At 73.3% G+C, this 22,735-nt stretch carries 19 protein-coding genes; 11 read left to right on the top strand and 8 right to left on the bottom strand.

Annotation, left to right across the window (positions count from 1 at the left end):
- The first annotated feature begins 46 nt into the window (after positions 1 to 46).
- Entirely contained in the window at positions 47 to 2,299 is a 2,253-nt protein-coding gene (locus tag ABT129_RS18915) for an FG-GAP repeat domain-containing protein (protein ID WP_351902299.1), read from the top strand.
- Between the two features lie 48 nt (positions 2,300 to 2,347).
- Here ABT129_RS18915 and ABT129_RS18910 read toward each other — a convergent pair whose 3' ends face one another.
- Positions 2,348 to 2,776, bottom strand: coding sequence for an ATP-binding protein (locus ABT129_RS18910; RefSeq protein ID WP_351902296.1), 429 nt, complete (start codon positions 2,774 to 2,776; stop codon positions 2,348 to 2,350).
- 90 nt (positions 2,777 to 2,866) lie between these two features.
- Between ABT129_RS18910 and ABT129_RS18905 the strand changes: the two genes are divergently transcribed.
- Positions 2,867 to 3,730 (top strand): helix-turn-helix domain-containing protein, encoded by an 864-nt coding sequence (locus tag ABT129_RS18905; protein ID WP_351902293.1) that lies wholly within the window; start codon positions 2,867 to 2,869, stop codon positions 3,728 to 3,730.
- Positions 3,727 to 3,912, top strand: a complete 186-nt coding sequence (locus ABT129_RS18900; RefSeq protein ID WP_351902290.1) for a DUF397 domain-containing protein — start codon at positions 3,727 to 3,729, stop codon at positions 3,910 to 3,912. Before ABT129_RS18905 ends, ABT129_RS18900 begins: the two co-directional genes overlap by 4 nt.
- A 106-nt stretch (positions 3,913 to 4,018) precedes the next feature.
- Here the strand turns inward: ABT129_RS18900 and ABT129_RS18895 are convergent, their stop codons facing one another.
- Together ABT129_RS18895 and ABT129_RS18890 are read right to left on the bottom strand one after the other, a co-directional pair.
- Positions 4,019 to 5,317, bottom strand: coding sequence for a hypothetical protein (locus tag ABT129_RS18895; protein ID WP_351902287.1), 1,299 nt, complete (start codon positions 5,315 to 5,317; stop codon positions 4,019 to 4,021).
- Positions 5,318 to 5,454: 137 nt separating this feature from the next.
- Positions 5,455 to 6,798 (bottom strand): hypothetical protein, encoded by a 1,344-nt coding sequence (locus ABT129_RS18890; protein WP_351902284.1) that lies wholly within the window; start codon positions 6,796 to 6,798, stop codon positions 5,455 to 5,457.
- Positions 6,799 to 6,995: 197 nt separating this feature from the next.
- On the opposite strand from ABT129_RS18890, the gene ABT129_RS18885 reads away from it, so the two are divergent.
- The gene (locus tag ABT129_RS18885) at positions 6,996 to 8,978 is read left to right on the top strand and encodes a serine/threonine-protein kinase (protein WP_351902281.1); all 1,983 of its coding nucleotides are present in this window, start codon (positions 6,996 to 6,998) and stop codon (positions 8,976 to 8,978) included.
- Here the strand turns inward: ABT129_RS18885 and ABT129_RS18880 are convergent.
- A complete protein-coding gene (locus ABT129_RS18880; protein WP_351902278.1) occupies positions 8,967 to 9,419 on the bottom strand; it encodes a Zn-ribbon domain-containing OB-fold protein in 453 nt (150 codons plus the stop codon). The two genes, ABT129_RS18885 and ABT129_RS18880, sit on opposite strands and share 12 nt — an antisense overlap.
- Positions 9,416 to 9,868: a DoxX family membrane protein gene (locus ABT129_RS18875; RefSeq protein ID WP_351902275.1), complete on the bottom strand. Its 453-nt coding sequence runs from the start codon at positions 9,866 to 9,868 to the stop codon at positions 9,416 to 9,418. The genes ABT129_RS18880 and ABT129_RS18875 overlap by 4 nt, the downstream gene beginning before the upstream one ends.
- 287 nt (positions 9,869 to 10,155) lie before the next feature.
- On the opposite strand from ABT129_RS18875, the gene ABT129_RS18870 reads away from it, so the two are divergent.
- The 7 genes from ABT129_RS18870 (at position 10,156) to ABT129_RS18840 (ending at position 19,289) form a co-directional block, all read left to right on the top strand.
- Positions 10,156 to 11,319: a flavin-containing monooxygenase gene (locus tag ABT129_RS18870; protein ID WP_351902272.1), complete on the top strand. Its 1,164-nt coding sequence runs from the start codon at positions 10,156 to 10,158 to the stop codon at positions 11,317 to 11,319.
- A 194-nt stretch (positions 11,320 to 11,513) separates the two neighbouring features.
- A complete protein-coding gene (locus tag ABT129_RS18865) occupies positions 11,514 to 12,479 on the top strand; it encodes an AraC family transcriptional regulator (protein WP_351902269.1) in 966 nt (321 codons plus the stop codon).
- Positions 12,480 to 12,521: 42 nt separating this feature from the next.
- Positions 12,522 to 13,025, top strand: a complete 504-nt coding sequence (locus ABT129_RS18860) for an RICIN domain-containing protein (RefSeq protein ID WP_351902266.1) — start codon at positions 12,522 to 12,524, stop codon at positions 13,023 to 13,025.
- Between the two features lie 143 nt (positions 13,026 to 13,168).
- A complete protein-coding gene (locus ABT129_RS18855; protein ID WP_351902263.1) occupies positions 13,169 to 15,391 on the top strand; it encodes an acetate--CoA ligase family protein in 2,223 nt (740 codons plus the stop codon).
- A gap of 11 nt (positions 15,392 to 15,402) precedes the next feature.
- Positions 15,403 to 16,188 (top strand): enoyl-CoA hydratase/isomerase family protein, encoded by a 786-nt coding sequence (locus ABT129_RS18850; RefSeq protein WP_351902260.1) that lies wholly within the window; start codon positions 15,403 to 15,405, stop codon positions 16,186 to 16,188.
- A 246-nt stretch (positions 16,189 to 16,434) separates the two neighbouring features.
- Positions 16,435 to 18,600 carry a hypothetical protein gene (locus ABT129_RS18845; protein WP_351902257.1) on the top strand — a complete coding sequence of 722 codons (2,166 nt, stop codon included), beginning with the start codon at positions 16,435 to 16,437 and terminating at the stop codon, positions 18,598 to 18,600.
- An 89-nt stretch (positions 18,601 to 18,689) separates the two neighbouring features.
- Positions 18,690 to 19,289 carry a flavin reductase family protein gene (locus ABT129_RS18840; RefSeq protein ID WP_351902254.1) on the top strand — a complete coding sequence of 200 codons (600 nt, stop codon included), beginning with the start codon at positions 18,690 to 18,692 and terminating at the stop codon, positions 19,287 to 19,289.
- A 9-nt stretch (positions 19,290 to 19,298) separates the two neighbouring features.
- Here the strand turns inward: ABT129_RS18840 and ABT129_RS18835 are convergent, their stop codons facing one another.
- From ABT129_RS18835 to ABT129_RS18825, 3 genes are all read right to left on the bottom strand, one after another.
- Complete coding sequence (locus tag ABT129_RS18835; RefSeq protein ID WP_351902251.1) at positions 19,299 to 19,829, bottom strand: hypothetical protein; 531 nt, start codon at positions 19,827 to 19,829, stop codon at positions 19,299 to 19,301.
- A gap of 23 nt (positions 19,830 to 19,852) precedes the next feature.
- Positions 19,853 to 21,169, bottom strand: a complete 1,317-nt coding sequence (locus ABT129_RS18830; protein WP_351902248.1) for an MFS transporter — start codon at positions 21,167 to 21,169, stop codon at positions 19,853 to 19,855.
- A gap of 246 nt (positions 21,170 to 21,415) precedes the next feature.
- Entirely contained in the window at positions 21,416 to 22,669 is a 1,254-nt protein-coding gene (locus ABT129_RS18825) for an MFS transporter (protein WP_502981810.1), read from the bottom strand.
- Positions 22,670 to 22,735 lie beyond the last annotated feature (66 nt).

The following is a 22,735-nucleotide window of genomic DNA, read 5'->3' as shown; positions in this document are numbered from 1 at the left end:
GTGGCGTGTCGCGCCACGCCCGCGCTTCATGAGGGAGAACACCGCATTGTCCCGAGTACGCACCTCCCGCCGACTCGCCCTGGCCGTCACCGTCGCGCTCGCCGTGACGACCGGTTCGCTCGCGGCCGGTCCCGCCGTCGCGACGACCGGAACCACTGCGACGGGAACCGCGGCGGCCGCGGCGCAGACGCCGCGTGACGCCTTCGCGCTCCTGCCCGACTCCGTGGTCATCGGCAACGGGCCGTCCGGCTTCCTCACCCGCCGGACCGAGTCCGGCACGAACATCCACCGCTGGACGCGGTACGCGGACGGCGTGACGACCACGCTGCCGGGCACCACGCCCACCGGGAGGTACGCGGGGTCCCTCGGGAGCGACCACGTCGTGAAGTCGGAAGGCTCCGTCCACACCCTGTACGACATGGCCACGGGCGCCGACCCCGTGGTGATCGACACCGCGTTCCTCGGCGCGTCCGCCCAGTTCGTCAGGGTGGCCGGCACCACCCTCGTCGTACGCGTCACCCGGGCCGACGGCCGCGCCGAGGTCCACCTCGTCAGCAAGCCCGGCGACACCGTCGTGGACCGCACCGTGACCGGGCTCCCCGCCGACGGGTCGGTCCGGCGGTACGACATGAGCACGCTCGACACCCTCGCCCTCCTGTACACCGGCACGGTGGACGGGGTGACGCAGAGCCGCGTGGCGCTGGTGGACGTCGCCACCGGCGCGATCGTCGAGGACCGTGCCACCCCCGGCGCCGGACTGAGCGGCGACGTCAGCGTCTCCGCCACACGCCTGGCCTGGGCCGAGAAGTCCCCGTCCGGCGAATCGACGACGCTCGCGGTGGCCCGCCGGGGCCAGACCGAGGTCGAGCGCGTCCCCCTCGGACGGGGCACGCTCCTCACCGAACTGACGGGCGACTGGGTCACGTACGCCGTGCCCGGCGGGACCACCGCCTCGACGCCCAACCCCCTGCACGCGCTGACGGCCCGCTCGCTGACGACCGGGCAGACGGTCGAGCTCCTCGACACCGTGACCGTCATCCGTCCCGAGGCGGACGGCGGCCTCCTCGTCCAGGGCGGCACGATCGAGCACGGCGAGGGCCTCTTCCGGATCGCCCCCGGCGCCGACGGCGTCCCGGCCGCCTCCCTCGTGGCGCGCACCGGCCGGCCCATCGTGCCCCAGCTGACGGGCCACACGGTCCCGGGCACCTTCGACTTCCGCACGGGCGACGGCGACGCCTTCCTGACGTGGCAGTTCGCCGCGTACACCGGCGCGAAGGTGGACGTCGAACTGATCCACACCGCGACCGGACAGCGGCACACCAGCACCTCGACCGTGGACGTCGCCGGCCGCGGCCACGCCTACTGGACGGGCCTGCTCAACGGCGGCGTCGCCGCGCCCAACGGGCCGTACACCTGGAAGATGACGGCGACGCCCACCAACGGCATCGGCGCCCCGGTGGAGAGCACGGGCTCGCTCACCGTCGACAACGGGCAGGCCCCGCACGGCTTCTCGGACACCGGCTCGCCGGACCTGCTCGTCCGCGACGGCGGCTTCCTGTTCCACTACGACGGCCGCCAGGCCCTCTACCACGGCGCCCAGAACACGCTGAAGGAGACGAACATCGGGGCGGGCTGGGACGCGTACGACCAGATCGTCACGCCCGGGAACGTCGCGGGCGCCCGGTTCGCCGACCTCGTGGCCCGCGACAGGACCGGTGCGCTCTGGCTGCACACGGGCACCGGCGGCACCGGCACGACGATCTTCTCCCCGCGGACGAAGATCGGCGGCGGCTGGCAGATCTACACCAAGCTCACCGGCGGCAGCGACCTCGACGGCGACGGCCGCCCCGACCTCGTCGCGACCGACACGGCCGGCGCCCTCTGGTTCTACAAGGGCACCGGCTCCGCCACCGCGCCGTTCGCGCCGCGCGTCAAGACCGGCCACGGCTGGGGCATCTACAACAAGATCGTCGCCACCGGGAACATCGGCGGCGGGACCGCCGGAGACCTCGTCGCCCGCGACACCGCCGGCGACCTCTGGCTCTACCTCGGCAACGGCGACGGCACCTTCGCCCCGCGCACGAAGATCGGCGGCGGCTGGAACCGCTACGACGAGATCATCGCCATCGGCGACGCCGACCGCGACGGCCGCCCCGACCTGCTGGCCAACGGACCGGACAGCCTGAACGACGACCTCGCCCTGTACCCGGGCACCGGCAACTGGAAGACGCCCTTCGGCACCCGCTCCTCGCTCTACCCCCCGGCGCCGCTGACCGGCTCGTACAAGACCCTGTTCTGATCCCCGCGCGGCGCCCCGCCCCGCTCCCCGTGTGACGGTCCTCTGCCCTCACCCTGTGCCGACGGGTCGGCGGGGCGCCAGCGGGACGGTCGCCCAGACCGTCTTGCCGACGCACCGGTCCTTCACGCCCCACGCGCTCGCGAGGGCGGCCACGAGCAACAGCCCGTAGCCGCCCTCGTCGGGGTTCCGGACCGGTGCGGGCCGTCGTTCGCCGCGCGCGTCGGACAGTTCGATCCGTACGTGGTCGTCGTCCAGCTCCATCCGCACCTCGAAGTCCCGGCCGGGCACCCGGCCGTGACGGACCGCGTTGGTGGCCAGTTCGGCGACGACCAGTTCGGCGGCCTCGGCCGCGGGGCCGGTCACGCCCCAGTCGTGGAGCTGCTGCACGGCGAGTAACCGCGCGAGACGTGCGCCCCGGCGTGTGGCCGAGAGCCGGAGCGTGAACTCACCGGTTGGGGTGGAGGTTTCGGACTTCATGCCCTGAGCCTGAAGCCCCGGCTCTACGCTGACCAGCAGCGACGCGACGACGCTGAGTCACTGTACGGGTGCGCCAAGAGGGCGGTACGGATGTCGGGGAACGAAGCGGATCGGCCGGAACGGCCGTCCGAGGCAGACGGGACGGCGCACCTCTTCCGTGCGCTCGGGAAGATCATCAAGGTCCTGCGCAAGAACGCGGGCCTGAGCCAGACGGAACTGGCGGAGATCACACATTGCAGCGAGGACTTGATCTCCTCGATCGAGCGGGGGGTACGGACGCCGCAGCCGGACTTCCTGATCAGAGTGGACCCGCTGCTGCACGCGGGCGGGGTGCTGATCGCGGCGGTGGACGACGCGCGGGAGGCGCTGGCAAAGGCGCGGGTACGGCACCCGGACTGGTTCCGGAGCTTCGCGAACGCGGAAGCGGAGGCTGTCGCCCTGCACTACTACGCCGTGCAGGCCGTGCCCGGCATTCTGCAGACGCCTGCCTACGCGGAGGCCGTGTTCCGTTACCGCCGCCCCCTCTATGACGAGGAGACGATCGGAAAGCGGTTGGCGGACCGACTGGCGCGTCAGGCGATCTTCGACAAGTGGCCGGGCCCGACGATGAGCTTCGTCATCGAGGAATCGGTGCTTCGCCGCCCGCTGGGTGGCCGAGACGCCTTCCGAGAGCAACTGCGGCGCCTCGTCGAAGTCGCCCGACTTAGAACCGTCCACTTCCAGATCATGCCGAACGATCCCGATGAACACCCGGGGCTTGAAGGTGCTTTCACCCTGCTCACCCCCAAAGGGCGGCGGGAGGTCGCTTACGTCGAGAGCTACGGACACGCCCGGCTGATCACCGACCCGGAGGAGGTACGCATGTACACCGAGCGCTATGGGATCATCCGGGCGCAGGCACTCACGCGCCGCGAGTCCCTGGAGCGGATCGAGAAAATGCTGGGAGAGCTATGAACACCACGGATCTGGCCTGGTTCAAGAGCAGCTACAGCGGCGGCGAAGGCGGCGAGTGCGTAGAAGTAGCCACCCACCCCACCGCCGTCCACGTCCGCGACTCCAAGGACCCCCAGGGCCCGCAGCTCGCCGTCACCCCCGCCGCCTGGGCCGCGTTCGTGGACGTGGCGTCCGGGGCGTGAGTTCCCGGGTCCTCGTTCTGTTCCGCGTGCGGCCGGGGCTCGACGCCGGGGTGACGGTGTGGACCGTGAACACCCCGGCGCCGCACCCGGACGCCCACCCTCACGGTCAGAGGATCGTGTCGTAGACGCCCCAGCCCCAGCCGATCTGCCTGCGGGTCGACGCCGGGACGAGGTCGTCGCCGACGCCTTCGTAGAGCCAGAGGCGGCCCTCTGTGTCGCGGGCGAGGAAGTCGTTCTGGGAGGAGCCGCTGAGCTGCCCGGCGAGCGCGATGCGGTCGTAGGCGTTCCAGCCGCCGCCCACCCGCACGCGGGGTGCGTACTCAAACCCCAGGAAGTCGCCTCCCGGTATCGGGTAGACGAAGCCGTACGACCACAGCACGCCGGCCCGGTCACGCGCCACGGCGGTGTACTTGCTCCAGTTCCCCACAAGCGCCGTGTAGTCGTTCCAGCCGCCGCCGATTTTCTGGCGCGGTTCGAAGGGCGCCCGGGGGTCGTTCGGGCTGGCGGCGTTGTAGTGCCAGATGGCGCCGGCCTTGTCCCGGGCCACCAGACCGCCCACGCGGCTGATGATCGCGGTGTACGTGTTCCAGCCGCCTCCCACGCGGACGCGGGGCTTGAAGGGGGCGTCAGGGTTACCGGAGCCCTTGTAGAGCCAGAGGACCCCGGCCTTGTCGCGGGCCACGAGGTCGCCCTCGCCCGCCGCCGTCCGGTGCGTGAGGGTCGTGATCGACGTGTAGACGTTCCAGCCGCCGCCGATCCGCGCCCGCGGCTTGAGGGGCTTGTCGGGGCGGCCCGTGCTCTCGTACTGCCAGAGCACTCCCGCCTTGTCGCGGGCGAGGACCGTGGTCCGCCGGTAGTCCTCGGGAGTGCCCGCGGCGAAGCGGAAGGCGACGGGCCCGCTGCCGATGACCGCTCCGGCCCCGTCGGTCACTTCGAGGGTGGCCGTCAGGTTCCCCAGCACGGTCGCGCGGCTGTCGGCGTCGACCCGCACGTCGTAGGTGACCGTCCTCGCGGCGTCGGTGGCCGGGAAGACGACCTCGTTGCCCGGGCTGTCCCACGGACAGGCCCAGAAGGCACCGCCGTTGACGGAGCAGGTCGGGGTGACGGGCTCGTAGGCGGGCGTGTCGATGTCGGGCAGGTCCCACGTCGGCTCCGGCAGACGCAGTCGTGCCCTGACGGGGCCGGTGAGGGCCGCCGGGAGCGTGACCGTGATCCGGGTGGTCACCGCCCCTTCCTCGCCGGACGGCACCACCAGCGGGCCGCCCTCCTGGACGACCGCCGCGGTCTCCGTCGCCGCCACGGCGGCCGGGGGCGCGGCGACCGCCGCCGCTCCGCCCAGTGCCGCGGGCGCGACACCGGCGGTCAGGGCCGCCGCGATCGCCAGAGCCACACGTATGCGTGTCACGAATCTCCCCAGGGTTCCTCGGGACGCGGGGGAGCGATGCCGCTCTCCCGTACATCCAGGTCACCTCTCCGACCTCCGAACGGCCAGGAAGGTTGTGGCCGGGCGTCGATCCGGGCGTCGATCCGGCCGCCGACGGGTCAGAGGATCGTGTCGTAGATGCCCCAGCCCCAGCCGATCTCCCTGCGGGTCGGGGACGGGACGAGGTTGCCGTCGCGCTGGAGGCCCTCGTAGAACCACAGGTGGCCTGCCTTGTCGCGGGCGAGGTAGTCCCCGTCGCGGGAGCCGGCGAGGTTCCGGGCGTAGGCGATGCGGTCGTAGGCGTTCCAGCCGCCGCCGAGGCGCGTCCTCGGCATGAATCCCGGGCGCTGCCAGGCGGCCCGGTGCGACCAGAGCACTCCGGCCGTGTCGCGCGTCACGACGCCGTCGCCGAGGGTCCGGCCCACGAGGGCGCTGTAGGCGTTCCAGTCGCCGTCGACGCGCTGACGCTGTTGGAAGGGGGCCGAGGGAGACCCGTAGTTCGGCGGGTAGAACCAGAGGACCCCGGCCTTGTCCCGGGCCATGAGGCCGTCCCACCCACGGGCGCTGATCGCGGTGTACGCGTTCCAGCCGCCACCGACGCGCACGCGCGGCTTGAAGGGGGCGGCCGGGTTGCCGGAGCCCTCGTAGAACCAGAGGACGCCGGCCCTGTCCCGGGCCACGAGGTCGCCCTCGCCCGCCGCCGTCCGCTCACCGACGGTGGTGATCGACGTGTAGACGTTCCAGCCGCCGCCGATCCGCGCCCGCGGCTTGAGGGGCTTCTCGTGGAGGCCGGTGCTCTCGTACTGCCAGAGCACACCTGCCTTGTCGCGGGCGAGCACCGTCGTCCGCAGGGCGGCGGCCGGGGTGGTGCGGGCGAACTGGAAGACCACCGGTCCGGACGCGAGGTCGGGAGCACCGCCCGCGCCGACTTCGAGGGTGCCGTGGACGTCCCCGTACCGACGTGCGCCGATACCGGTTTCGAGGCGGATGTCGTAGGTGAGGGTGGTCGCGGCCTCGACGGAGGGCAGGGTGGCCACGTAGGGGCCGTGGTTGGGCCCCTCCGCGGGCTGCAGCCAGTCGCAGGGCTGGTGGGCGCCGCCGTTGACCGAGCAGGTCGCCTTGATGTCCGAGTGGAAGTCCCAGGCGTCACCCGCGAACTCCCAGGTGATCGGCAGGAGGAGCCGCGCCTTCACGGGGCCGCGCGCGCCCTCCGGCAGGGTGACGGTGACGCGGGTGGTCACCACTTCCTCGCCGGACGGCACCACCAGCGGGCCGCCCTCCTGGACGACCGTCCCGGTCTCCGTCGTCTGCCCGGCCGTCGCTCCGGCCGTCGCTCCGGCCGTCGCCCCGGCCGTCGGGGACGGGGTGGCGGCGGCCGCCGTCGCCCCGCCCAGTGCGGCGGGCGCGACCCCGGCGGCCAGGGCGGCCACGATCGCCAGAGCCACGCGATGCGTACGTGCCACGAATCTCCCCTTTGGTTTGTTTGGTCAGTGGTTCACGCGTTTGACCTCGGTCGGGGCCCGAAGGTTGTACCGGGGCGGGGCCGGCCGCCAATCACGGCTTCACACCGAGTACTTGGCTGCCGTTCAGATCGGAATCGCGCTCGGCTACTGTGGCGCCCATGCAGGGGGAACTGGAAAACAACTCTAGTTTGGACAGTTTGAGCGGCAGCGGGGCAATGCCGCTGGAGTCGGGCGACCCCCGGCAGATCGGGGCGTTCAGACTTCTCGGTGTGCTCGGGTCGGGCGGCATGGGGAGGGTCTATCTCGGCGCCGTGCCGGGGAAGTTCGCGGCGGTGAAGCGGGTGCTGCCCATGCTCGCCGAGGACGTGGACTTCCTCCGTCACTTCGGGCACGAGCTCGACAACCTCGCCCGGTTGCCCGCCGGCGCCAACACCAAGCTCCTCGCCAGCGACCGGACGGCGAAGCCCCCGTGGTTCGCGACCGAGTTCATCCCGGGGATCACCCTCAACGAGGCCATCCGCCTGCACGGCGGCCCGCTGCCCGGCGAGGCACTCTGGCGGCTGCTGCGCGAGGCGGCGGCCGGGCTCGGCGTCGTCCACGGCGCCGACATGGTGCACCGCGACCTCAAGCCGTCCAACGTCATGCTCACCTCCTCCGGGCTCTCGCTCATCGACTTCGGCGTCGCCCGCGCCGCCGACCAGAGCCGGCTCACCAAGACCGGCATGGTCATCGGCACGCCCGCCTACATGGCGCCCGAGCAGGCCGTCGCCGACCGGCGGCTGACGGGTGCCGCCGATGTCTTCGCCCTCGGCAGCCTCCTCCTGTACGCGGCGAACGGCCGGCCGCCCTTCGGCGACGGTTCCGGCCCCGACCTGCTCTACCGCGTCGTCCACGGCGAGCCGGACTTCGGCCGGCTCACGGAGTCCGAGCCGGAGCTCGCCGAGCTCCTCCGGAGCTGCCTCGCCAAGGACCCGGACGACCGCCCGACCGCAGCCGAGCTGGTGGAGCGGGCCTCCGAGCGCGCCGAGGGCGTGGTCTGGCCCGCCGCCGTCGGCGCCCGCATAGCCGAGCGGGCCGCGTTCGCCGCCGAGACGCCCTCCGCCGAGCACCTGGCGGAGCTGGCGAAGGCCGAGCCCGCCGAGGACGTCGCCACGGCGCCCCTCACCCCGCAGGCGAAGGTGGCGGAGCCCGCGACCGCCTCGCCCGATCCGCTCGCCGCCACAGGCTCGGGCGCCCGGGGCCCGCGCGAGAGGCGGCGGAACCGTTTCGTCATGCTGGCCGTGCCCGTCGTCGTGGCGACCGGCACCACTCTGACCGTCGCCCTCGGCCCGTACGAGATCGGCCGCCTCGGCGCCGCCCCGGACAGCTCCTCGTCGCCGTCCGCCGTGGCGTCGCAGCCGGCGAACGTGACGCCGTCGTCGGCGACACCCGGGTCCCCGTCCGCCACGACCCGGCCCGGCTCCAAGCCGCCCTCGGCCAAGCCGCCCGGCTCCTCCCCCGGCGCACCGCTCCCGCCCCCGCCCGCGAACGGCGGCGGTGGCGGCGGCGTGGGCGGTGGCGTGGGCGGTGGCGGCGTGGGCGGAACCGGCACCCAGCCCGGTGGGGCCGGCGGCGGAGACGGCTCCGGCGGGGGCACCACCCCCTCCGACCCGTCCGGCGGCGGTGGCTCCGACGCCTCCGGCGGGGGCGCGACGACCCGTCCGCCCACGCAGCCCCGGCCGACGCAGACCACCAAGAAGCCCACGCCCCGGCCGACGAGCGGCGGCGGCGGTTCGGCGCCCTCGGGGACGTACTCCCTGGAGAACGGGTCCACCGGCAACTGCATGGCGGAGTTCGACGGGGGGTTCGGCCCCCTCGTCACCTCCGCCGCGTGCGGCTCCCAGGGGAACGGCACGTACTGGTACGCCTGGACCTACTCCCCCGGAGCGAACGGCACCTTCCGCCTGATCAACAGGACGAGCGGACGCTGCCTCCAGCCGGGCGGCAACATGAGCGTCACCGTCGTCGCGTGCAACGGCTCCTCCCCGCAGTCCTGGAAGGTCCTCTCCTCGACGTCCGCCGGGCGGACCATCAAGAACATGAGCGACGGGAAGTGCCTGTCGGCCGGGTCGTTCGTGACGACCTACACCTGCGGCGGCGCCGAGAGCAGCCAGGTGTGGCGGAACATCTCAGCCCTCTGAGCGTGGAGCCGACGGCCTGAACACGGGGACGGTCACGTCCCCGTCCCGCCGGAAGGCGACCTCCAGCTCCATCCCGATCCGGAGGTCGCCCCCGCCCGCGTCCCCCTCGCCCCTGCCGACCCCGTCCGCTCCGAGGTCCACGCCCACGACCTCCGTCATCATGCGCGGGCCCTCGGCGAGATCGACGACGGCCGCGACGTACGGGACGCGCTCGCCGAAGGGCGGGAGGTCGTTCCGGTGGACGACCGACCAGGTGTAGAGGGTGGCCCGGCCGCTCGCCCGCTCCCAGCCGACGTCCTCGCTCCAGCAGTGCGGGCAGAACTCGCGCGGGTAGTGGTGGACGCGGTCGCAGGCCGCGCAGCGGCGCAGCAGCAGGTGCCCGTCGGCGGCGGCGTCCCAGTAGGGACGGGTGAAGGCGTCGATGTCCGGGGTGGCCGTCATCCGAAGAGTCCGATCGCGTGGTCGAGGGACCAGGTCTGCCAGGACATCGCGAAGAGGGCGACGAGGGAGATGAGCGCCATCATCGCGTTCTGCCCCTGCTCGGCCCAGTCGTGGATCATGAGGACGAGGTAGAGGAGATTGAGGAGCAGGCCGCCGATCAGGGCGACGGGGGTCAGGAGGCCGAAGACCAGCCCGAGCCCGAGGGCGAGTTCGGCGTAGACGACGACGTACGCCATGAGCTTGGGGCGCGGGGCGACGACGGAGTCGAAGCCCTTCCTGACCGGGGACCACCTGTGCCTGCCGGCGATGTCGGCGGCCCAGGCGATGCCGGTGCCGCGCTCGAACCAGCCCTTCCTGTCCTTGTGGCGCCAGCTCTCCAGCCACCACAGGCCGAGGCCGATGCGGAGGACGGCGAGCCATTCGGCGCCGGTGAGCCAGACGGTCTGCATGCGCGTCCCCTCGACGAGCCGGATCTGACGGTACGTCAGTTCAGCGCAGGCCGGGCCCCGCGCGCAAGAGGCGGGCACGGAGGGGAAGAGCGGACGCGGGTCTCGCGCGCGAGAGGCGGGCCACGGAGGGGAAGGGCGCACGCGACTCCCGCGCGCGAGAGGCGGGCGCGGAGGGAAGGACGGGCGCGGCCGGGGTGGGCGGGATTCCGGCGGGCGTGACCGATTCGCAACCGAAATCCCTCTCCGTCGAGACCCACTACGTGTACACGTCATTACGCTCAGCATTCATGGCCACCACCCCCCAGCACTCCCCCGCCCACCCCGTCTACGTCATCGGCGGCGGCCCCGGCGGACTCGCGGTCGCCGCCGCCCTGCGCGAGCGGGGCGTCCGGGCCGTCGTCCTGGAGAAGTCCGACGCCGTCGGCGCCTCCTGGCGCGCCCACTACGACCGGCTGCGCCTGCACACCACCCGACGCCTCTCCGCCCTCCCCGGCCTCCGGATGCCCCGCTCCTTCGGACGCTGGGTCGCCCGCGCGGACGTCGTGCGCTACCTGGAGAAGTACGCCGAGAAGCACGAGCTGGAGGTCGTCACCGGCGTCGAGGTCTTCCGCGTCGAGCGGTCCGAGGGGGAGTGGGTCCTGCACGCCACCGGCGGGCGGCGGCTCGTCGGCCGCGCGGTCGTCGTGGCCACCGGGTTCAACCACACCCCGCGCCTGCCCGAGTGGCCCGGCCGCGACACGTACGGGGGCGAGCTGAGCCACGCCCGGACCTACCGCAACCCGGGGCCGTACGCCGGGAAGGACGTCCTCGTCGTCGGCGTCGGCAACACCGGCGCCGAGATCGCCGCCGACCTCGCCGAGGGCGGCGCGAAGCGGGTGCGGCTCGCGGTGCGGACGGCCCCGCACATCGTGAAGCGCACGACGGCCGGCTGGCCCGCGCAGCGCACCGGCATCCTCGTGCGCCGGCTGCCGAGGGCCCTCGTCGACCGGATGGGCGCCGTGATGGCCCGCGTCGGGACGCCGGACCTCTCGGCGTACGGGCTGCCCCGGCCGGACACGGGCCTCGCGACACGCATGCGCGAGGGCGCGGTGCCGGTGCAGGACGTGGGCCTGATCGACGCCGTACGGACGGGGAAGGTCGAGATCGTGGCCGCCGTCGAGGCCTTCGAGGGCGGCGAGGTGGTCCTCGCCGACGGGACCCGGATCGCCCCGGACGCGGTGATCGCGGCGACCGGCTACCGGCGCGCCCTGGAGCCCCTCGTCGGCCACCTGGACGTCCTCGACGGGCGCGGACGGCCGGTCGCGCACGGGGCGCGCTGCCCGCGCGAGGCGCCCGGCCTGTACTTCACGGGGTTCACGAACCCGATCAGCGGGATGTTCCGCGAGCTGGCGATCGACGCGGAGAGGATCGCACGACGGATCGCGCGCTCCCGCGGCGAGACCCGGAGCTGACTGCGCTCCCGCGCCGCGACCCGGACGCAGCGGGGCGGGACGGGACAGCCGCCCGGACGCAGCGGGGCGGGATGGCCGGGGCGCTTCACACCCTTCGCCCCCCTTGGTGCGCCCCCTCCCCCAGAATGGTCTAGACCTGACCTGGACCTGACCGCGACCCGGTGTCCGACACCGGGTCGCAGGGGGGAAGAGAGATGCGACGACACATGTGTCCCCGGGGAGACTGCGAGCTGGTCCTCGCACGGCCCGACAGCCGATTACGGCCCGGCGTCATCGGCTACCGCGGCTACCGCCTGACCGGAGGGGAGGCCCACCGGCGCCTGTTCGCCCCCGAGGGAAGCGTCTCCCTCTTCCTCACGCTCGACGGGGAGATGACGACCGGCCACTCGGGAGAGGCCACCCGGGCGGTCTCCCGGAGCGCCGTGGTCTACGGGCCACACATGCGACCCAAGGTGCTCTGCCACCGGGGCGTCACCGAAGGGATCGAGGTCAGCCTCCTCCCCTGGGTCGCCCGCCGGCTCTTCGACGCCTCGATGGGCGAACTCGCCGACGCGGTGGTGGAGGCGGGCGTGGTCATGGGCCGTTCCCTGCCCCACCTCACCGACGCCATGAGCGCCGCCCCCGACTGGCGCACCCGCTTCGCGCTCCTCGACCTCCAGCTGCTGCGGTGGACCACGTGCGCCGGCGCGGCCCGCGCGCCCGCCCCCTCCGTGCTGCACGCCTGGGACCTGCTCACCGGCACCGCGGGCACCCTGCCCATCCACGCCGTCGCGGCCAGGACCCAGTGGAGCCGACGGCAGCTGGAGATCAGGTTCCGCGAGCAGATCGGACTCACGCCGAAGCGCCTGGCCCGCGCGCTGCGCCTGGACCGGGCCATCGGGCTGCTGTCGGCGGGCGGCGGGCAGGCCGAGACCGCGGCCGTCGCCGGATTCTGCGACCAGGCCCACCTGGCGCGCGAGTTCAGGGCGCTGACGGGCATGCCTCCCGGGCTCTTCCTGGACACCTTCGCCCTCGGCTGCCCGTGGCCGGCGGTGCCGCAGGACGAGGGCGGGCCCTTCGCTTCTGTCCAAGACCCGGAGGGCGGGCCCTTCGCTTTTGTCCAAGACCCGGAGGGCGGGCCGTCGCCAGACTCGATCCGCGAGGGACGCACCACCTCCTGAGCGCGTCACCGCACCCGCACTCATCCATCGAGGAGTATCCGAATGTCTCGTTCTCTTGGCCGCGTCTCCGCCGTGGTCGCCGGGCTGGCGGCCGTCGTGGGCACGATGGTGGCGGGGGCGCCGTCGGCGTCCGCCGCGGGCACCTCCATCGGCGCCTGGGGCACCGACAACAAGTGCCTCGCGATCTACGGTCAGGCGGCGTTCAACGGCGCCCCGGCGATCCTGTGGGACTGCAACGGCAACCCGGACCAGCAGTGGACCTTCGTCTCCGCCGGCGAGGGCTACGTCCGGCTGGCGAACGGCAACAACGGCTGCGTCGACATCCCGAACAGCACCAGGGAGTGGGGCGTCCAGGCGATCCAGTGGATCTGCCACAGTGGCCACAACCAGCAGTGGAGGGTGGAGAACCTGCCCAATTCGAGCTTCCGCCTGCGCAACCGGGTCTCGGGTCTCTGCCTCGACGCCTCGGGCTTCGGGGGCGGGAACGGCACTCCCCTGATCCAGTGGGAGTGCAACGGCGGCAACAACCAGCGCTGGGCCTACTGACCCGCCCCGGCGGAAGGGCCCAGGGGCCCTTCCGCCGTACCCGTCGGTACTCCTTCACGCACACCCATTCCTGACTGGCCGTCAGTTCTGTAATCTGACTGAGCGTCAGGTGTATACGGATGGGTGAAGGGCGGGCGGAACACATGCTTGGATCGACTCACGGCACCTTCACCACCGATCTCCGCGCCCGCGTGGTCGCCTGCGGCGAGGCGCCCCGGGACACCGTGCACGGTGTCACCGCCGCCCCCGGCGACCAGGACGTCAGCGGACGCCCGCTGCACGCCGCCGTACCCGATCTCGACCGGTTCTTCCGGCCCGAGTCCGTCGCCGTCGTCGGCGCCTCCGACACCGAGGGCCGGCCCAACACCGGGATCACCCGGCAGCTGCTCGCCTGGGCCGAGCGGGTCGGCGCCCGGCTCGTGCCCGTCCACCCCACCCGTACCAGCGTGTTCGGGATCGACTGCGTGCCCTCCGTCTCCGCGCTCACCGAGCCCGTCGACCTCGCCGTCCTCCTCGTCGCCGACCCGCTCCCCGTCATCGAGGAGCTCGCCGAGACCAAGGTGAGGTTCGCGGTCGCCTTCGCCTCAGGCTTCGCCGAGACCGGTGCGGCGGGGGCCGCCGCGCAGGAGCGTCTCGCCGCCGCCGTACGCCGCTCGGGGCTCCGCCTCCTCGGCCCCAACACCAACCTCAACGCCTTCGAGCGCTTCCGCGACGACCTCGACGGTCCCGCCGTCGCCCTCATCACCCAGTCCGGCCACCAGGGGCGGCCCGTCTTCACCCTCCAGGAGCTCGGCGTCCGCCTCTCGCACTGGGCACCCACCGGCAACGAGGCCGACCTGGAGACCGCCGACTTCCTCTCGTACTTCGCCGGACGGCCCGAGGTCGGCGCCATCGCCTGTTACGTCGAGGGGCTGAAGGACGGCCGTTCCTTCCTCCTCGCCGCCGACCGGGCCGCCCGCCACGGCGTCCCGGTCGTCGCCGTGAAGGTCGGCCGCACCGAGACCGGGGCCCGTACCGCCGCCTCCCACACCGGCAAGCTCACCGGCGCCGACCAGGTCGTCGACGCGGCCATGCGCCAGTTCGGGGTGATCCGGGTCGACGGACTCGACCAGCTCCAGGACACCGCCGCCCTGCTCGCCCGCGCCCGCCGGCCGCGCGCCGACGGCGTCGTCGTCTACTCGATCTCCGGCGGCACCGGCGCCCACTTCGCCGACCTCGCCACGGCGGCCGGCCTCGAACTCCCCACCCTGCCGCAGGCCAAGCAGGACGAACTCCACCAGTGGATACCGGAGTACCTGAACGTCGCCAACCCCGTCGACAACGGCGGCCACCCGGTGGGCGACTGGCGCGGCCGGAAGATCATCGACGCGATCCTCGCCGACCCCTCCGTCGGCGTCCTCATCTGTCCCATCACCGGCCCGTTCCCGCCCATGAGCGACAAGCTCGCCCAGGACCTGGTCGACGCCGCCGAGGCCACGGACAAACTGGTGTGCGTGGTCTGGGGCTCGCCGGTCGGTACGGAGGAGGCCTACCGCACGACCCTCCTCGGCTCCTCCCGCGTCGCCACCTTCCGCACCTTCTCCAACTGCATCGGGGCGGTGAAGGCCTACCTCGACCACCACCGCTTCAGCGCCGGATACCGCTCCCCCTTCGACGAGGCGCCCCGCACCCCCTCCCCCTCCTTCCGCAAGGCCCAGGCCCTCATGCGGCCCGGCCGGCGGCTCAGCGAGCACGCGGCGAAGCAGCTCCTGCGGGCGTACGGGATACGGGTACCGCGCGAGCAGCTCGTCACCAGCGCCGCGGCGGCCGTCCGCGCGGCCGGACTCGTCGGCTACCCGGTGGTGATGAAGGCCTCCGGCGCGCAGCTCGCCCACAAGACGGAGCTGGGCCTGGTCAAGGTCGGGCTCACCTCGGCGAGCCAGGTCCGGGACGCGTACCGCGAACTCACCGACATCGCCCGCTTCGAGTCGATCGACCTCGACGGCATCCTCGTCTGCCAGATGGTCGGGCGCGGGGTCGAGATGGTGGTGGGGGTGACCCGCGACGACCTCTTCGGCCCGACGGTCACGGTCGGCCTCGGCGGGGTGCTGGTGGAGGTCCTCGACGACACGGCCGTCCGCGTCCCGCCGTTCGAGGAGCGCGAGGCCCGCTCGATGCTCGCCGAACTGCGGGGCCGGGCCCTCCTCGACGGTGTACGGGGTGCGCCGCCGGCCGACGTGGACGCGCTCGTCGAAGTCGTCCTGCGGGTCCAGCGGATGGCCCTCGAACTCGACGGCGACCTCGCCGAACTCGACATCAACCCGCTGATGGTGCTGCCGCGCGGGCAGGGCGCGGTGGCCCTGGACGCGCTGGCGGTCTGTCGCTGAGGAGACCCGTCATGACCGATGTACTGCACACCGTCGAGAACGGCGTCTCGTGGATCACGCTCAACCGCCCCGAGGCGATGAACGCGGTCACCTGGGACCAGCGGGAGCGGATCATCGCCCTGCTCGACGAGGCCTCCGCCGACCCGGACGTACGGGCCGTCGTCGTCACCGCCACCGGCCGGGGCTTCTGCGCGGGCGCGGACCTGCGGGGCGCGCCGTCGCTCGGCGACCGGGTCGCCGGGGACGTGGCGCGCACGATCCGGCGCGGGGCCCAGCACTTCGTCGGAGCCGTACTGGACTGCGAGAAGCCGGTGATCGCGGCGGTGAACGGGACGGCGGCGGGGATCGGCGCGCACCTGGCGTTCGCGTGCGACCTGGTGATCGCGGCGGACTCGGCCCGCTTCATCGAGGTGTTCGTACGACGGGGGCTCGTCCCGGACGGCGGCGGGGCGTACCTGCTGACCCGGCTGATCGGGCCGCAGCGGGCGAAGGAGCTGATGTTCTTCGGCGACGCGGTGACGGCGGCGGAGGCGCGGGAACTGGGCCTGGTGAACCGGGTGGTCCCGGCGGACGAGCTGGAGAAGACGGCCCGCACATGGGCGGAACGCCTCGCGCAGGGCCCGACCCGCGCCCTCGCCCTGACGAAGCAGCTGGTGAACGCGTCCCTGGACACGGATCGCACGACGGCGTTCGCGGCGGAGGCGACGGCGCAGGAGATCAACATGACGACGCGCGACGCGCGCGAGGGCGTGGCGAGCTTCGTGGAACGCCGGGAGGCGCGGTACGAGGGGCGGTAGCGGGGGCGGGGGCGGCGGGGAGGACGGCGTCGGCGCAGGCCGGGACGGAGAGGGTACGCGGGGCGTCGGCGGAGGCGGTGGCGGAGGCTGTCGTACCGGGGCCCTACAGTGTGTCGCGCATATGCCACACACTGCCGCTCCGGGGGGAACGGAATGCACAACTCCGCGCTTTCGCGCACAAGATCCCGAAGATCCGGAAGATCCCTTCTCCTGGTTCCCGCCCTGCTCACCGCCTTGCTGAGCCCGATGCTTCCCTCGGGGACGGCACTCGCGGCCGCACCCGCCGCCCAGGACGCGGGCGGCGCGGGCGACTGCCTGCCCTTCCCCGCCGGCGACTTCGGCGCGGACCCGGCCGGGGTGACCGTGCCCGCCGGCAGCCCCGACACCTGCCTGACGATCCCGGCGGACGAACACTCCACGCGTGAGCTGCTCACCACCACCGTGGACGACCTCTCCTACGGCTTCAGCGTCCTCGACGAGAGCGGCACGACGGTCTGCGGGTACATCGAATGGGACGGCGTCCCCGAAGGCTGCTCCCTGACGCCCGGTGAGGCGTACACGGTCCTCGTCCCCGGCGACTGGCCCTGGGACCAGACCCTCGTCCGCCGGGACATCACCGACGCCGCGTCCGGCTGTGTCGACACCTCGGCCGGCAAGGTCGGCGCCCCGTCCGCCGAGGGCGTCCCGGCCTCGTCCGGCGACTACGTCTGCCACCGGGTGACCACGGCCGACGCCCGTGACACCCTGCACCTGAACGCCCGCTACACCTCGGCCGGTCTCGCGACCGCGTTCGCGGTGTACGACGCCGACGGCGGGGTCGCCTGCGAGGACGCGCGCCCCGGCTGTGCCGTCACCGGCTCCACCGCCTACCGGGCGATCGTCCACATCGGGAACGGCGACACCTCCGCCCCCGTCTACCGCCTGGACGCCGTCCGCGTCGGCACCGCCGCCGGTCCCGCGCCGGAGTGCGCGAAGGTCCCGGACGTCACCTACGGCTTCGAGGTCGCGGGCACGCTGTCCGAACAGCGCCCCACCCTCTGCGCGGTGCTCCCCACGGCCTCGAACGACTGGCTGAAGCTGTCGTTCCCGCCGGCGGGGGAGCTCCACAAGTCGCCGACGCCCTGGCTGTACGACGGGGCGACCCGGCAGAACGCCTGCACTCCCCTGCCCGGCAGCGGCTACTACAACTGCCGAGTGCCGGCCGAGGAGGACCACACCTACGTGCCCCGACCCACCACCCTCGTGATCGGGCTGCCGTCGGTTCCCTCGCAGGCACCCGTCCAGGTGCGGGCCACGGCCCACTGCCCGAGCCGCTGCGGCACCGTGTCCCCCACCGTCACCGCCGTCACCCCCGGCACCGTGGGCGCGGGGAAGGTCACGATGAGGGTCACCGGTACGGCCCTGCACGAGAAGGACGTCGTGGAGGTCTCCGGCAGCGGTTACCGCACCCGGTCGACGACGGTCTCCGTCGCGCCCGACCGCCGGAGCATGGACGTCTCACTGGACCTGACGAACGCGCCGCGCGCCGCGCTGAACCTGAGCGTGGTCACGCACGACGGGGACACGTACCAGCGCGGCCGGGTCACCGTGGTCGCCCCGATCCGCGCCGGCGCCGTCCCCACCGTCACCGGCACCGCCGTCGTCGGTGGCAAGGTGACGGCGACGGCCGGGACCTGGACGCCCGCCGCCGACGCGTACACGTACCAGTGGCGGTCCGGCGGCGTCGCCATCGCGGGGGCCACGGCCGCCACGTACACGCTTCCGTCGACGCTCCTCGGCAAGCAGCTGTCCGTGGCCGTGACCGCCCGCAAGGCCGGGCACCCGGTCGTCACGGCGGTCAGCGGGTCCGTGGTGGTGAAGGCTCTCGCCCCCAAGCCGACCAAGGTGCCGTACATGTCCGGCGCCACCCGGGTGGGCGACAGGCTGACGGCCGTGGCCGGCACCTGGTCGCCCACGCCGACCTCGTATGCCTACCAGTGGCGGGCGAACGGCGTGGCGATCGCGGGCGCGACCGGTTCGACGTATGTCGTCCCCGCGTCCGTCGTCGGCAAGAAGCTCACCGTGACGGTGACGGCGCACCGCACCGGTCACCTGAGCGGCGCCCACACGACGGTCGGCTACACCGTCGCCGCGGGCCTCGCGCCGAAGGCCACCAAGGCCCCCTCCCTCACCGGCACCGTCAAGGTGGGGCGGACGCTGACCCTGAACCGGGGGACGTGGGCGCCGGCGCCGACCTCGTACACGTACCAGTGGTACGCGAACGGGCGGGCGATCAGCGGGGCGACGCGGACGACGCTCACCCTGGCGAAGGCCCAGCGCGGGGCGAAGATCACCGTCAAGGTGACCGCCCACCGGACCGGGCACCTCTCGGGTGTCGCCTGGACCCGGTCGACGGGGGCCGTCGCCGGCTGAGTCACGACCCTGGAAGCCCCCGGGGGCGGCGGCCGGACCGTCGCCCCCGGGGGCTTCCTATCTGACGATCCGTCAGCTTCAATGAACGGATGATGGGACACGCGGGGATGGCGGCCACCGCCGTCCGACACCTGAGAGCGGCCGGTTCGCCGACGGCCGTGGAACCACTGCCCCGACCGGTACTGCGCGCGGTACGGGAGGACGAGCGACCGCCCGTCGAACCCGCCGAGTTCCGCCGCGTCCTCGGTCACTTCGCGAGCGGCGTCACGATCGTGACCGCCCTCGACACGGAGGGACCGGCCGGATTCGCCTGCCAGTCCTTCGCCTCCCTCTCCCTCGACCCGCCCCTGGTCGCCTTCATGGTCGCCCGCACGTCGACGACCTGGCCCCGGATCGCCGCGGCGGGCACCTTCTGCGTCAACGTCCTCGGCGCCGAACAGGGCCCGCTGTGCCGGTCCTTCGCCGTGAGCGGCGCGGACAAGTTCGCGGGCGTGGAGTGGGTACCGGCCCCCACCACGGGCTCCCCGCGACTGCCCGCCGCCCCCGCCTGGCTGGACTGCGCGATCACCGCCGTCCACACCGGCGGCGACCACCTGATCGTGGTGGGCCGCGTGGAGGCACTCGGCGCGGCCGAGGACGGGGACCCGCTGCTGTTCCACCGGGGACGGTTCGGACGGTTCAGCGGGTAGGCGCGCGCCTCAGGCCTCGATGACGCCCGTGTACAGGCCCGCCGTGCCGAGCAGGTACACGGTCAGCACCGCGACCGTCCCCCACACCAGCAGCACGACGAAGTAGCCCCGCCGGGCGTGGCGGGTGACGAGGACCGCCGCCGTCAGGCACGCCGTGCCCACCAGCCAACCGGGCCAGCCGAAGAGCGGCCACGCCAGGGCCCCGGCCGCGGTCGTGAGCAGCAGTTGCCAGCCCGTCGCGCGCCCGCCCAGCCGGCGCGTCAGCCCCTCGCCGAGGAGCACGGCCGGCAGGACGAGGACCGCGGAGACCGCGACGGCCGGAATCAGCGCCAGCACCATGAGGAACGGGAGCGCGAGGAGGGTCAGCGCGCTGACGCGCTCCTCCCCCGGCTCCGGCTGCCCCGCGTCCCCGAACAGCGCGAGCAGAAGCAGCGCGAGCGCCGCCTCCAGGGCCAGCGCCAGCATCGAGGCCCCCAGCATCCGGAGGGTCGTACGCCCCTCGCCGCGCACCTTCCCGGCACCTTCCACAGGACCGCTCATCGACGATCACCCCCCGGCGATCATCATGCTCCCGTCACGGACAGCGTCTCCGTCCGGGGTCGCCTGATCACCAGCGCCATCAGGGCCGCCGCCGCGCACAGCGCGCCCGACGCGTACCAGACGAGGTCGTACGTGCCGAAGACGTCGCGGGCCACGCCGCCCGCGAAGGCGACCACCGCCGCGCCCACCTGGTGGGAGGCGAGGACCCAGCCGAAGACGATCGCCGAGTCCTCGCCGTAGTGCTCCCGGCACAGCGCGATCGTCGGCGGCACCGTGGCCACCCAGTCCAGGCCGTAGAAGACGATGAAGAACAGCATCGGCGGGTGCACGGTCGGCGCGAGCAGCATCGGCAGGAAGAGGAGCGAGACGCCGCGCAGCGCGTAGTAGACGGCCAGCAGGCGGCGCGCCTCGAAGCGGTCGGTGAACCAGCCCGAGGCGATCGTGCCGACGACGTCGAAGACGCCGATGACGGCGAGCAGTCCGGCCGCCGCCGTGACCGGCATCCCGTGGTCATGGGCGGCGGGCACGAAGTGCGTCTTGACCAGACCGTTCGTGGACGCGCCACAGATCGCGAAGGTGCCCGCGAGGAGCCAGAAGGGGCCGGTGCGGGCCGCATTGAACAGGACGGTGACCGCGCGGCGGGCCGCGCCCGCGACCGGGGCGGGCTTGTCGGCGTACTCCCCGCCGTACGGCGCGAGCCGCACGTCCGCCGGGTGGTCGCGCAGCAGCAGCCACACGAAGGGGACGACCGCGAGGGCGGCGAGCGCCACCGTCACGGCGGCGGGGCGCCAGCCGTGGTGCTCGACGAGCCAGGAGAGGAGCGGGAGGAAGACGAGCTGTCCGGAGGCCCCGGCCGCGGTGAGGATGCCGGTCACCAGGCCCCGGCGGGCGACGAACCAGCGGTTGGTGACGGTCGCGGCGAAGGCGAGGGCCATGGAACCGCTGCCGAGACCGACGAGGACGCCCCAGTAGAGGACGAGTTGCCAGGCGGCCGTCATCCACACGGTGAGCAGGGAGCCGACGGAGATGATCGTCAGGGCGACGGCGACGACCCGGCGGATGCCGAAGCGGTCCATGAGGGCGGCGGCGAAGGGGGCGGTGAGGCCGTAGAGGGCGAGGTTCACCGAGACGGCGAAGCCGATCGTGCCGCGCGACCAGTCGAACTCCTCGTGGAGCGGCTCGATCAGCAGGCCCGGGAGCGACGCGAAGGCGGCCGCGCCGATGATCGTGACGAAGGTGACCGCCGCGACGAACCAGGCGCGGTGGACACGGGACGTGCGGGGGGTACGGGGGGCCGGGCCGTCGGGCGTACGGGCGGGCGTCTCGGTTGTCTGGGCCATGCCACCGAGCATCCCGGCCCGGCCGACCCCCGACCATTGGCCCGGACGACAGCTTTCGAACGGATCGGGACACGGGTCGGGACACGGACCCGGTCGGGGGTCGGGACACGGACCCGGTCGGGGGTCGGGGCACGGACCCGGATGCGGACCCGGACCCGGACGCGGCGGGGCCGGAGAGCCCGACCGACCCCGAGCCCCCTAGGCCCCGAGGCCCCGAGGCCCCGAGGCCCCGAGGCCCCGGCAGCCCTACACCCTCGGCAGCGTCCTGATCGGCCGTACCACCAGCAGCGCGCCCACCACGAGGACCGCGATTCCCGCCCCCGTGAGCAGCACCTCCTCCGTGCCGACCGCCGCCGCGACCGGCCCGGACAGCGTGCGGCCGACGCCCATCATCAGGAGCGAGCCCGCCACGTCGTACGCGTGCATCCGGTTCAACGCCTCCTGCGGTACGTGCGTCTGGACGGCCGTGGACCACATCACCAGCCAGAAGGCGAAGGCCGCCCCGCCGATGAACTGGCCGGCGCCGAGCAGCGCGACCGGTGCGCCGAGGCCGAGGAGGGCGAGGTTCACGGGGAGGCCGAGGAGGGCGACCGCTCCCGAGGCGAGGGGGCGGCGGGGGCGGAGCCGGAGGGCGAGCAGACCGCCCACGGCGCTGCCCGCCCCGTTGACGGCCATGAGCACGCCGTACGTGGCCGAGCCGTGGTCCTCGGTGACCAGGCTCGCGGTGAGCGGCACCATGGGTCCGGCGACGGTCAGCCCGTACACCGTCCAGATCGCGATCACCCCCCAGAGCCAGTTCCTGGCCCTGAACTCGCGCCAGCCGCCGACGAGTTCGGCTCCGAGCGAGTCGCGCTTCTGGGAGTCGGAGGGCAGCGGGGCCATCCGCATGAGGGCGAGGCAGAGGGCGCTGACCGCGAACGTGACGCCGTTGACGGCGAAGGCCGCGCCCGCGTTCCACACGGCGACGAGCAGACCGGCGGCGGCCGGACCCGCCATGATCATGAGGGCTTCGACGACCCGGAGGACGGCGTTGGCGCGCTGCACGTCGGGGGCGATGCGGGGGATGGTGGAGGCGACGCCCGGCTGGAAGAGGGCGGCGCCGACACCGCTGAGGGCGGAGAGCGTGTAGACCGCCCACAGGGGTGGGCTGCCGAGCGCGAAGGAGACGGCGAGGACGGCCGTTCCGGGCAGCCGCAGCAGATCGGCGAGGATCATCATGCGGCGGGCGGTGAACCGGTCGGCGAGGACGCCGCCGAAGAGGACGAAGAGCGCGAAGGCGGCGGTCCAGCCACCGAGCGCGTAGCCGACGGTGGCGCCGGAGTGTCCGGCGCCGAGGAGACCGGCGGCGAAGGCGACCGGGACCATGCCCTCGCCGAAGACGGCGACGGCCCGGGCGACGAAGAAGAGCCGGAAGTTACGGTTCCACAGTGCGGGCGGCTCGGCCGGGGCGGGAATCCGCTCGGCGGCCTCAGACTTGTACGTGTTGTCCGTCACGGACAGCTGACCTATCACCCAGGTGGTCTGGACCACCAGTGATTTTCCGACCAGCCACGCAGTTCAGGAGGG

This window comes from Streptomyces sp. NPDC002057 (assembly GCF_040296665.1).
Classification (GTDB): Bacteria; Actinomycetota; Actinomycetes; order Streptomycetales; family Streptomycetaceae; genus Streptomyces.
This window is presented reverse-complemented; position numbering and strand designations above follow the sequence as displayed.